Here is a 12136-nt window from a genome sequence, read left to right as displayed (position 1 = left end):
GCCATTCGACGCAATACCATGACAGTGCTGCGCCTCGAAGTAGCCACCGAATTCACCTGCGAGGGATCAAGTGAACTGCACACACAAATTGGGTCTTGGGAGACGCCACCTGTGTTGCAGGTTTCGGCGGTCTGTCTTCGTAATACTCCAAAACAGGTGACAGGAAAAAGTACTTTGACGCTTTTTTGAAGTTTATTTTTCAGAGTGACAAAAAGCCCTTGGCGTGCAGGCAATGTGCCGTTAAAGTCAGAAGTCCGCCTGCATCGAAATCCCTCTCGAATTCGCCCCTCGCCCAATGTTTACGGGCTTTCTACCTATTCAGCGAAAACCGTCCTGACAGTCGTCCCAGCCAATGCCGCTGGGTGACGTTTGCGTAATCAGCCAGGGCAACGCCGTTTTCACCCCATCCTGCTTCACATTGAAGTTGATCACCCCGTGACGCCACAGCAGCATCAGGGTCAGCACCCGTTGTGCGGCCTGATTAGCCTTGAGCTTGCCCGCTCCATCCTGGGCATCGATGTCCCACAGCGCCACCTGCAAGCCCTGCGTCTTGAAGAACGCGGCCGCGTCCGCTCGACGTTGGCCGTCGGGCGGGCGAAATAGCGGCACGTAGTTTTCCGGCAGCTTGCTCTTGACCAGGTCGGCGCTGCGCCGCACCGAGTCCTGCCAATCCTGCCAGTGACTGTGAGAGCGAAATTCCCAGCCCTGGATCCCGATGCATTGCTGTGAGTAAGTCGCTTGCAGGCTGGACACCGAGCGCTCGGCGAGCCGCGCCTGGATGTCCTTGCCCAGCACGAAGAATGTGCCGCTGATGTTCGCCTTGCGCAGGTACTCGGTCACCCAGCCGGTATTGTCCGGGACGGCATTGGCAGCGCTGTCGAAGGTCAACAGAAACAAACGGTCATGCATCCCCTCGCCGTTGCGCTCATAGTCGCCAAAACGATCAACTTCACTCGTGGATTGCGGAAACAGCGCAGCCTTGCGCAACAGTTCGTCGAGGTACTGAGTGTGGAACAGGCGGCTCGGTTCGGCCCACTTGATGTAGTAGCTGTCGTCGCTCACCTGAAACTTGGCGGCCTGTTCGCGCAGGGTCGGCATGTCTTCCACCAGAAAACAGAAGGAGGCGTCCTGGTCACAGCTTTGCTGGGCAAAATTGTAGTTGGCCAGCAGGCGCTGCCACAGGCGCTCGCGCAGCTGGTTGATGGCGTCCGAATTGATCGTACGCAGGCCCAGGCGTTGCGTCAGGCTCGCGTCATCCATGGACTCACTGGCCAGCAGCACCCGCGCAAACATGAGGATCTCGGCCCGCGACGCGACGTCGAACAGGGTCGGATTGCCGAGCTGCTCGGGCCAGGTGCCACGGTCGAGTGTCGCCACCTCGCCGGGTGCTGCGGTGGCGCCGAGGCTGATGAGGCAGGCAAGGGCTAGAAAAACGATACGCAATGGGATGTCTCCATAACAGAACCCGCGCGGCACTATATATCGGGAAGATCAAAAGATCGCAGCCTTCGGCAGCTACAGGAGCACACCCAATCCCCGTAGGAGCTGCCAAGTGAAACGAGGCTGCGATCTTGTCCCATGACACCACCGATCACCTATGACACCGATAGCTGGAGTCAACGAGAACAACCCCCTAGAATCGCCCCCACGATTAAAGGAGACGACTTCATGCTGATGGTGATTTCCCCCGCCAAGACCCTCGACTACGAAACACCGCCGGCCACCCAGCGCTTCACCCTGCCGCAATACCTCGACCATTCCCAGGAACTGATCCTGCAATTGCGCGACCTCACGCCCGCGCAGATCAGTGAGCTGATGCATGTCTCCGACAAGATCGGCGGGCTCAATGCCGCGCGTTTTGGCAGCTGGACGCCGGCGTTCACACCGCAAAATGCCAAGCAGGCATTGCTGGCCTTCAAGGGTGATGTCTACACCGGGCTGAACGCAGAAACCTTCAGCGAAGCCGATTTTGATTACGCCCAGGACCATTTACGCATGCTCTCGGGTCTCTACGGCCTGCTCCGCCCCCTGGACCTGATGCAACCGTACCGGCTGGAAATGGGCACCAAACTGACCAACGCCCGTGGCAAGGACCTGTATGCCTTCTGGGGCACTCGCATCAGCGAATGGTTGAACGAGGCCCTGGCCGACCAGGGCGACGACGTGCTGCTGAACCTCGCCTCCAACGAGTATTTTTCAGCGGTCAAGCGCAGCGCTTTGAATGCACGGATCATCAATACCGAGTTCAAGGACCTGAAAAACGGCCAGTACAAGATCATCAGCTTCTACGCGAAAAAAGCTCGCGGAATGATGAGCCGGTTCGTCATTGAAGAGCGGATCAACGACCCGCAGGCGCTCAAGCAGTTCGACCTCCAGGGCTATCAGTTCAGTGCCGAGCAGTCTAAACCGGACAACTTGGTATTCCTTCGCGATCACGCTCCCGAGTGATGCACCGGGTCGGCGCACGACCTCCGTGCGCCAACGCTTGATCGTCTGACAATCCTCGCCCCGAATCGCCGAGATTTTGGCGCCAAAAACCAAGCGCGCCCTCCCCTAACTTTTGTTTCACTCGACGTCGACGTTTTTTTTCAGTAGTGGCACCGAAAATTTTTATCGGTAGTGGCACAAAACTATCTCCGCCAATTATACGCCTATATATAAAGGGCGAAACGGCAAGTGCTATCAATATGAGAGCAGTGCCATCTTTCTCAATATTTCAAGAAATTTCAGATTTCACGATAGGCGGACAGGAACTATGTCCAAATGCGTAGCTCATACCACCGGTAACGATTATCCGTGAGGTTGTACGAGATAACTTACGCAGATAAGTGATTCATGCAGCGAAGTTGTCACATTAACTAGCGCTAACTAATTGCTCATTTGGGTAACACCGAAAGGATTGGAGATAAGCCACACTGCTATCCCCTGAACGGCCAAGGCTGCGCCCCTATAAACGTGCTCACCTGAGCACCCAACCGCTTGGTCTACGGGCTTTTCGCCCGGCATCAAGCGCGCAAGACCTTTGCACGAAGGTCCTCCGAGCCGAGGATCCGCTGCATGACAGGGCAAGCCATAACAATAAAGCCTAGTTACGCACATTTTGAGTGCGCTTATTTAGACACTCGGAACTTATATGCCTGTACGCGGCGCTGCGGCGCGTGTATGTCGCACTTTCGAGTGCACTTTGACCGCTGAACACCATTAACTCCGGCCATGTAATGGCTTGATAAAACACAGAGGTAATTTGCGATGCGCATCAGCATATTTGGTTTGGGTTACGTGGGCGCTGTCTGTGCCGGTTGCCTGTCTGCACGGGGCCATGACGTGGTTGGCGTCGACGTTGCTAAAGACAAGATCGATATGATCAACGCCGGTAAATCGCCGATCGTTGAACCGGGTCTGGCCGAACTTCTGCGCAAGGGCATCGATACCGGCAAACTGCGTGGTACGACCAACTTCGCCGAAGCGATTCGCGACACCGACCTTTCGATGATCTGCGTCGGTACGCCAAGCAAGAAAAACGGCGACCTGGAACTGAACTACATCGAGGCAGTGTGCCGCGAGATCGGTTTTGTCCTGCGTGACAAGACCACCCGCCACACCATCGTGGTTCGCAGCACCGTGCTGCCGGGCACCGTCGCAAACGTAGTTATCCCGATCCTCGAGGACTGCTCCGGCAAGAAAGCCGGTGTCGACTTCGGCGTTGCAGTGAACCCTGAGTTCCTGCGTGAAAGCACCGCGATCGCCGACTACGACCTGCCCCCGATGACGGTCATCGGCGAGTTCGATAAAGCCTCGGGCGATGTCCTGCAATCGCTGTACGAAGAACTCGACGCGCCGATCATCCGCAAGGACATCGCCGTTGCCGAGATGATCAAGTACACCTGCAACGTATGGCACGCCACCAAGGTGACCTTCGCCAACGAGATCGGCAACATCGCCAAGGCCGTCGGTGTTGATGGTCGTGAAGTGATGGAAGTGGTCTGCCAGGACAAAACGCTGAACCTATCCCAGTACTACATGCGCCCTGGCTTCGCGTTCGGCGGTTCCTGCCTGCCCAAAGACGTGCGCGCCCTGACCTTCCGTGCTGGTTCCCTGGACGTCGAAGCGCCGCTGCTGAACTCGCTGATGCGCAGCAACGTATCGCAGGTGCAGAACGCATTCGACATCGTGTCCAGCCACGACAAACGCAAAGTCGCCTTGCTGGGCCTGAGCTTCAAGGCCGGCACCGATGACCTGCGCGAAAGCCCGCTGGTGGACCTGGCCGAAATGCTGATCGGCAAGGGTTACGACCTGAGCATCTACGACAGCAACGTCGAGTACGCCCGTGTCCACGGTGCGAACAAGGACTACATCGAGTCGAAGATCCCTCACGTCTCGTCCTTGCTCAACTCCGACTTCGACGACGTGATCAACAACTCCGACGTGATCATCCTCGGCAACCGTGACGAGAAATTCCGCGCCCTGGCGCAGAACGCTCCGCACGGCAAGCAAGTGGTCGACCTGGTTGGCTTCATGTCCCAGGCCACAAGCGTCAAAGATCGCACCGAAGGCATCTGCTGGTAACACAGGAGCCGCGCTGTAACTGCGCGGCGACGCACTGCAACTGTGTGAACACGATGTAGGAGCTGTCGAGAGAAACGAGGCTGCGGTCTTTTCGGGGTCAGTTGAACCCCATGCGAAAGATCAAAAGATCGCAGGCTTCGCCAGCTCCTACAGGAATTCTGGCGTCATCCAGAGCGGGTGTCGTCAGTTTTCAAAGGCCTGCCTTAACCCCATCGGGCCACCCCACAGGCTCGCCCGAGATAGAGACGGATGCAGATTATGCACAGGCTAAAGCACGGCCTACTTCAGGCCGCCGGTTGGCTGTTTTACCTCACTATTTTGATGGGCATCGCCATGGCGTTGCCTGTGTCCACGTTCGACTCCGAGTCGAAGGACTTCATATTCCTGATTGGTATCGTCGGCATCTGGCGCTACTCGATGGGTGCCACGCACTTCCTGCGCGGCATGCTGTTTCTGTACGTGGTCTACCCGCACCTGCGCCGTAAAGTGCGCAAGCTGGGCAAGGCGGCGGACCCTTCCCACGTATTCCTGATGGTCACCAGCTTCCGTATCGACGCGCTGACTACCGCCCAGGTCTACAGCTCGGTGATTCGCGAAGCCATCGACTGCGGCCTGCCGACCACCGTGGTGTGTTCCATCGTGGAAATGTCCGATGAGCTGCTGGTGAAAAGCCTCTGGTCGCGGATGAACCCGCCAGAGCGGGTCAAGCTCGACTTCGTACGCATTCCCGGAACCGGCAAACGTGACGGTCTGGCCTACGGTTTCCGCGCCATCTCCCGGCACATGCCGGACGACAGGGCGGTTGTCGCCGTGGTCGATGGCGACACCGTACTCGCCGAGGGCGTGGTCCTCAAGACCGTGCCGTGGTTCCAGCTGTTCAGCAATGTCGGCGGCCTCACCACCAACGAGTTCTGCGAAGTGCGCGGCGGCTACATCATGAGCGAGTGGCACAAACTGCGTTTCGCCCAGCGCCACATCAACATGTGCTCGATGGCCCTGTCCAAGCGCGTACTGACCATGACCGGCCGTATGTCGGTGTTCCGCGCCACAGTGGTCACCGACCCGGACTTCATCGCCGATGTGGAAAGCGACTCGCTGCAGCACTGGCGCCTGGGCCGCTTCAAGTTCCTCACCGGTGACGACAAGTCGAGCTGGTTCAGCCTGATGCGCTTGGGCTACGACACGTTTTACGTACCGGACGCGGCCATCCACACCGTGGAGCACCCTCCGGAAAAGAGCTTCATCAAGGCCAGCCGCAAACTGATGTTCCGCTGGTACGGCAATAACCTGCGCCAGAACGCTCGCGCACTCGGCCTGGGGATGAAACGCCTCGGCCTGTTCACTTCGGTGGTGCTGTTCGATCAACGCGTATCGATGTGGACCTCGCTGCTGGGGTTGACCGTGGCAATCATCGCCAGCTTCAAGTACGGCACCGCGTTCATCCTGGTCTACCTGCTGTGGATCGGCATCACCCGCCTGATCCTCACCCTGCTGCTGTCCTGCTCGGGTCACAAGATCGGCCCGGCCTACCCGGTGATCCTCTATTACAACCAGATCGTCGGCGCGCTGGTGAAGATCTACGTGTTCTTCCGCCTCGACCAACAATCCTGGACTCGCCAGGACACCAAACTGACCCGTGATCTCGCCAGCTTTCAACGTTGGTTCAACACCTGGTCGTCTCGGACCATGACCTTCTCCGCCGGCAGCATTTTTGTCGCCGTGCTGCTGATGATGGTCTGACCGCCCCCTTATTGAATTAACCAGGAAATCGCCTATATGAATACCGCCGTCAACGCCAACGTAGTGCATGAATCAGAAGCCCAGCGCCAACACGCCCGCGTGAAAATTCCGGCCAAGCTGCGTTTCTTCGGTCCCGACCGGACTCCGGTTGAAGCCCGGGTCATCGACCTTTCCGCCGGCGGCCTGGCCTTCAACGCCGGCCAACTGCCGCTGAAGATCGGCGATGTGCACAAGGCTCGCCTGCAGTTTGTGATCGATAACCTCGGCCTGGCCATGGACGTGGAGCTGCAAGTGCGCTCGTTCGATCGCCAGACCGGTCGCGCCGGCTGCCAGTTCCAGAATCTGGAATCGCAAGACATCTCGACCCTGCGCCACCTGATCACGTCCCACCTGGCCGGCGACATCGTCAGCATGGGTGAAGTGCTGGCGACCCTGCAGCGCGACAACTTTACCAAGGCACGCAAAATGAAGGACGGCGGCCACGGAATGACCCCGTTCGGGCGTTTGCGTGCGGTGACCTTCAGCCTGGCAATTTTTCTCGTCGGCCTGACAGCGTTCGGTTTCATCTTCAAGTCGGTGTACGGCATGTACTTCGTCAGCCACGCCCAGGCTGGCCTGGTCAGCGTGCCGGGCATGAACATCACCATGCCCCGCGACGGCACCGTGCAGAGCCTGATCAAGGCCGACGGCATCGCCGCCAAAGGCGCCCCGCTGGCGACTTTCAGCACCAGCATGCTCGATGTGCTCAAGGGCCATCTGGATGAAGACCAGCTGCAACCGGCCAAGGTTGAAGAACTATTCGGCAAGCAAATGACTGGCACCCTGACCTCGCCGTGCGATTGCACCGTGTCGCAGCAACTGGTTGCCGACGGCCAATACGCCAGCAAGGGCGACGTGATCTTCCAGCTGGTACCGCGTGACAGCGAAGCCAACGTCGAAGCGCGTTTCTCCTATCGCCAGTTCAGCGACGTGCGTCCAGGTGCCCAGGTCAGCTTCCAGATCTCCGGCGAAGACAAGACTCGCACCGGCAAGATCGTCAGCAGCACCAGCCTGAAAAGTGCTGACCTGTCGTCCGACATTCGCGTCCTGATTCAGCCGGACGAGCCGCTGGACAGCAAGTTCGCCGGTCGCCCGGTTGAAGTGAACAGCGACCGTGGCCCGAACCTGAACTGGCTGATCGACAAAGCCATGGCTGCTGGTCTGTAACCGGAGGACATGCCCGTGACCATCACAAAAATCTCGAATACGCCGCAGTCCCTGTGGGAGCGAGCCTGCTCGCGATGGGCCGGGGTCGCGCTCGACCACCGCAGTTTGTCTGATGTACCGAGCCGCTTGAATCGCCAGCAGGCTGGCTCCCACATAGGTACGGTGTGTGCTTTGGCCCTGGCAGTCAGCCTGGCCGGCTGCGCCGGCCTGCCCGACCAGCGCCTGGCCAACGAAGCCCTCAAGCGCGGCGACACCGCGCTGGCCCAGCAGAACTACAAGCAACTGGCTGACCTCGGCTACAGCGAAGCCGAGGTAGGCCTCGCCGATATCCAGGTCGACAGCCGTGACCCGGCGCAGATCAGGCAGGCCGAAGCGACTTACCGCGCGGCCGCCGATGTCTCGCCGCGGGCCCAGGCACGCCTGGGTCGCCTGCTGGTGGCCAAGCCTGGTTCCACCGAAGCCGAACAGCACGAAGCCGAAGGCCTGCTGAAAAAAGCCTCGGCCAATGGTCAAGGCAATACCCTGATTGCGCTGGCCATGCTGTATCTGCAATACCCCCACAGTTTCCCGAACGTCAACGCGCAACAGCAGATCAGCCAATGGCGCGCCGAAGGCAAGCCCGAAGCCGGCCTGGCCCAAGTGCTGCTGTATCGCACCCAAGGCACTTACGACCAGCATCTGGACGAAGTCGAGACCCTCTGCAAAGCCGCGTTGAATACCACCGACGTCTGCTACGTCGAGCTGGCGACGGTCTATCAGAAACAGGCCAAGCCCGAGCAACAAGCCGGGCTGATCAAGCAAATGCAAGCCGCCCATGCGCGCGGCACGGTTTCCGCTCAGCGAGTGGACAGCGTCGCCCGCGTACTCGGCGATGCGAGCCTGGGTACCACCGACGAGAAAACTGCCCAGTCGCTGCTCGAAGGCATCGCCCCCGCCTACCCCGCATCGTGGGTCAGCCTGGCGCAATTGCTCTACGACTTCCCGGAACTGGGTGACGTCGACACGATGATGAAGTACCTGGACAACGGCCGCGCTGCCGATCAACCGCGCGCCGAACTGTTGCTGGGCAAGCTCTACTACGAAGGCAAGATGGTCCCGCCCGACGCGAAGGCGGCCGAAGAACACTTCCAGAAAGCCGTCGGCCGCGAAGTGGCCGCCGATTACTACCTCGGCCAGATCTATCGCCGTGGCTACCTGGGCAAAGTCTATTCGCAAAAAGCCCTGGATCACCTGCTGACCGCTGCACGCAATGGCCAGAACAGCGCCGACTTCGCCATCGCCCAGCTGTTCTCTCAAGGCAAGGGCACCAAGCCCAACCCGCTCAATGCGTACGTTTTCAGCCAACTGGCGAAGGTTCAAAACACCCCGCAAGCCACCGAGCTTGCGCAAACACTCGAAGCTCAACTGCCGCCTGCCCAGCTCGCCGAGGCCCAACGCTTGTTGAAACAAGAACAGGCCGTTCGTGGTGCCTTGAGCCAGAACACGCTGCAACTGCACGCCCTGCAAGAAGAAGACGGCGAGGAATCCCTATGAAGTTGAATCCCTTTGTGCAGGCCGGCATTGGCCTGACGTTCGCCTTGCTGTGGTCGTGCCCGACCCTGGCGGCACTGACTGAGACCCAGAACTACGGCCTGGACGTGAAAATCACCGGCCAATCCGAAGACGACCGTGACCTGGGTACCGCCAGTGGCGGCGATGTCAACGGCGTGGGCCTGGACCTGCGTCCATGGATTTATGGCGAAAGCGGCGCGTGGAGCGCCTACGCCATGGGTCAGGCGGTGACGTCCACCGACATCATCGAAACCGACACACTGCAGCAGTCCGACAACGACGGCACCCAGACCACCGACAACGGTGATCGCAAGACCAAGAAAAACTACCTGGCCATGCGTGAGTTCTGGGTCGGCTACAGCGGCCTCACGCCTTACCCGGGCGAGCAGTTGAAGCTGGGTCGCCAGCGCCTGCGCAATGACGACGGCCAATGGCGCGACACCAACATCGAAGCGCTGAACTGGACCTTCGATACCACCCTGCTGCGCGCCAACGTCGGCGTGGCCGAACGCTTCAGCGAATACCGCACCGACCTCAAGGAGCTCGCGCCCAAGGACAAGGATCGCCTGCATGCCTATGCCGATGCAGCCTATCAGTGGACACCGGGTAACTGGATCGGCATTCGCGGCCACCACACACACGACGATGGCAAGCTCGACTACCCGGAACCGGGTGTAGCGGGCGATTCACTGGACAAGAACCAGAACGGCGATATCAGCTGGCTGGGTCTCACCGCCGACAGCGACGCCTACAACTATCGAAACACCAACACCCTCAATTACTGGGGCAGCATCACCGGCATGAGCGGCGACACCGACACCGTGAACGCGCTGAATGCCGATGGCACCCGTCCCGCCGAAGCCAAGCGCGGTGAAGACCTCAACGGCTGGGCCACCGATATCGGTGTGCGCCTGCGCCTCGATCAGCAATGGCAAGTTGGTGCCGCCTATGCCCGTGCCAGCGCCGATTACGAACAGAACGGCCTGGAAAGCAACCGCTCGAACTACACCGGTACCCGCTCGCGCGTGCACCGTTTCGGCGAAGCGTTCCGCGGCGAAATGAATAACATGCAGACCGCCACATTGTTCGGTTCCTGGATGCTCAACGACGAATATGACGCCAGCCTGATCTACCACAAGTTCTGGCGCGTCGACGGCAACAAGCCGGTCGGCAGCAATGGCATCAATGCCGTGCAGAACGATACCGACGACGTCACCGGCGCTGTGCTCTCCAGCACGTCCCTGCCACTGGAAGATGGCAACAAGGACCTGGGGCAGGAGATGGACCTGGTGGTCACCAAGTACTTCAAGCAAGGCTTGCTGCCAGCGTCCCTGAGCCAGTCCATCGATGAGCCTTCGGCGCTCGTGCGCTTTCGTGGCGGCGTGTTCAAGCCGGGCGATGCCTACGGCAAGGATGTCGACTCGTACATGCACCGCGCGTTCATCGACGTGATCTGGCGTTTCTGATGCCCACTGCGAAGGGAGTGCCCGACATGAACAATCCGAAGCGAGGTTCCATCACCTTGCTGGCTGGCGCGATGCTGCTGGCAAGTGCGGCCGCCTTCGCCAACGCGGAGCCGGTGACCAAGCCGGTGACCATGGGCAAGGAACTGCAACAGGCCAAGACCTACACCGTCACCAGCGCGCCAACCGCGCCGCTGGAGCTGGAAAAACCCAAGTTGCCAGACACCTCCGGCTACACCGCCGAAGCCATTGCCGCCAAGATCGTCCGCACCAAGGCCGGTAAAGTCAGCGTGCGTCGGATGATGCAGGAAAACGCCCTGAAGGACTTCATCGGCGGCGATAACAAGATGGCCGAATGGGTGGTGCGCCAGCACGGCATCCCCCAGGCGATTTTCATCGACGACGGCTACATGAACCTCAAGGACCTGACGAAGAAGCTGCCCAAGCAGTACTTCAGCGAAACCTCGCCGGGGGTTTACCTGGCGAAGTTGCCGATCGTGGTCGGTGAAAAAGGCATCCTCGAAATCGACCAGCAGACCCAGGAACTGCGCCTGTCCCAGGAGGCCGGCTCGTTCCTGGTCAACGACGGCCAACTGTTCGTGCGTGATACCAAAATCACTGGCTGGCGCGAGAAGGACAATGGCCCGGCGACCTTCAAGTCGCCCAAGGAATTCCGTCCGTTCATGCTGTCCTGGGGCGGCACCGAGACCTACATCGCCAACAGCAAGATTGCCAGCTTCGGCTACGCCAACAGTAAGTCCTACGGCGTGAGTGTTTCCCAATACACGCCGAACATGGCCAAGGTGCTCAAGCGCCCTGAACCGACCGGCTGGATCGTCGGCTCCGAGTTCTCGGACATGTGGTACGGCTTTTACTGCTATGAAACCCGGGACTTCGTGGTCAAGGGCAACACTTACAAAGACAACATCGTCTACGGCATTGACCCGCATGACCGGTCCCACGGCCTGATCATTGCCGACAACACCGTGTTCGGGACCAAGAAGAAGCACGGAATCATCATCTCCCGTGAGGTCAACGACAGCTTCATTTTCAACAACCGCAGCTACGACAACAAGTTGTCGGGCCTGGTGATTGACCGTAACAGTGTCAACAACATCATCGCCTACAACGAGATCTACAAGAACCACACTGACGGCATCACCCTCTACGAGAGTGCCGACAACCTGCTGTATGGCAACAAGGTGATCAGCAACCGTCGCCACGGCATTCGCATTCGTAACAGCGTGAACATCCGTCTCTACGAAAACCTGGCCATGGCCAACGGCCTGACCGGCGTCTACGGCCACATCAAAGACCTGACCGATACGGACCGCGATATCAAGCTGGACCCATTCGACGCCCAGGTCTCGCTGATTATCGTTGGCGGCGAACTGGCCGGCAACGGCAGCGGCCCGCTGTCCATCGACTCGCCATTGAGCGTCGAGCTGTATCGCGTGTCGATGCTTGCCCCGACCAAATCCAGCGGCATCAGCTTCAACGGGATTCTTGGCGAGCGTCAGGATGAAATTCTCGACCTGCTGGTACGCCAGCAGAAAGCCGTGCTGATCGACCCTGTCGAACGCCAGACCGAACTGCAGGACTGAGGATAA

8 protein-coding genes are annotated in these 12136 nt (G+C 59.4%); 7 read left to right on the top strand and 1 reads right to left on the bottom strand.

Going from position 1 to position 12136, the window contains the following annotated elements; all coding sequences use genetic code 11:
• Window positions 1-318: 318 nt before the first annotated feature.
• A complete protein-coding gene (locus L9059_RS11040; RefSeq protein ID WP_247290794.1) occupies window positions 319-1443 on the bottom strand; it encodes a polysaccharide deacetylase family protein in 1125 nt (374 codons plus the stop codon).
• 225 nt (window positions 1444-1668) lie between these two features.
• On the opposite strand from L9059_RS11040, the gene yaaA reads away from it, so the two are divergent.
• The 7 genes from yaaA to algG all read left to right on the top strand — a co-directional run bounded on the left by yaaA (window position 1669) and on the right by algG (window position 12130).
• A complete protein-coding gene (gene yaaA, locus L9059_RS11035) occupies window positions 1669-2448 on the top strand; it encodes a peroxide stress protein YaaA (protein WP_247290793.1) in 780 nt (259 codons plus the stop codon).
• Between the two features lie 801 nt (window positions 2449-3249).
• Entirely contained in the window at window positions 3250-4566 is a 1317-nt protein-coding gene (locus L9059_RS11030; RefSeq protein ID WP_247290792.1) for a nucleotide sugar dehydrogenase, read from the top strand.
• A gap of 258 nt (window positions 4567-4824) precedes the next feature.
• The gene (alg8, locus tag L9059_RS11025) at window positions 4825-6306 is read left to right on the top strand and encodes a mannuronan synthase (RefSeq protein ID WP_428480259.1); all 1482 of its coding nucleotides are present in this window, start codon (window positions 4825-4827) and stop codon (window positions 6304-6306) included.
• A 36-nt stretch (window positions 6307-6342) separates the two neighbouring features.
• Entirely contained in the window at window positions 6343-7512 is a 1170-nt protein-coding gene (locus L9059_RS11020; RefSeq protein ID WP_247290791.1) for an alginate biosynthesis protein Alg44, read from the top strand.
• Window positions 7513-7527: 15 nt separating this feature from the next.
• Complete coding sequence (gene algK / locus L9059_RS11015) at window positions 7528-9045, top strand: alginate biosynthesis TPR repeat lipoprotein AlgK (RefSeq protein ID WP_345894314.1); 1518 nt, start codon at window positions 7528-7530, stop codon at window positions 9043-9045.
• Complete coding sequence (locus tag L9059_RS11010) at window positions 9042-10529, top strand: alginate export family protein (RefSeq protein WP_247290789.1); 1488 nt, start codon at window positions 9042-9044, stop codon at window positions 10527-10529. Before algK ends, L9059_RS11010 begins: the two co-directional genes overlap by 4 nt.
• A 26-nt stretch (window positions 10530-10555) precedes the next feature.
• Window positions 10556-12130, top strand: coding sequence for a mannuronan 5-epimerase AlgG (gene algG / locus L9059_RS11005; protein ID WP_247290787.1), 1575 nt, complete (start codon window positions 10556-10558; stop codon window positions 12128-12130).
• The last annotated feature ends 6 nt before the right edge of the window (window positions 12131-12136 follow it).

The sequence above is a fragment of the Pseudomonas violetae genome, from assembly GCF_023072615.1.
Taxonomy (GTDB): domain Bacteria; phylum Pseudomonadota; class Gammaproteobacteria; order Pseudomonadales; family Pseudomonadaceae; genus Aquipseudomonas; species Aquipseudomonas violetae.
The sequence above is the reverse complement of the archived record's forward strand: the minus strand, read 5'-3'. Positions and strand labels throughout refer to the sequence as shown.

Coding starts and splice junctions, on each gene's coding strand:
- yaaA (WP_247290793.1), top strand. CDS start 1,669: ATGCTGATGGTGATTTCCCCCGCCAAGACCCTCGACTACGAAACACCG.
- L9059_RS11030 (WP_247290792.1), top strand. CDS start 3,250: ATGCGCATCAGCATATTTGGTTTGGGTTACGTGGGCGCTGTCTGTGCC.
- alg8 (WP_428480259.1), top strand. CDS start 4,825: ATGCACAGGCTAAAGCACGGCCTACTTCAGGCCGCCGGTTGGCTGTTT.
- L9059_RS11020 (WP_247290791.1), top strand. CDS start 6,343: ATGAATACCGCCGTCAACGCCAACGTAGTGCATGAATCAGAAGCCCAG.
- L9059_RS11010 (WP_247290789.1), top strand. CDS start 9,042: ATGAAGTTGAATCCCTTTGTGCAGGCCGGCATTGGCCTGACGTTCGCC.
- algG (WP_247290787.1), top strand. CDS start 10,556: ATGAACAATCCGAAGCGAGGTTCCATCACCTTGCTGGCTGGCGCGATG.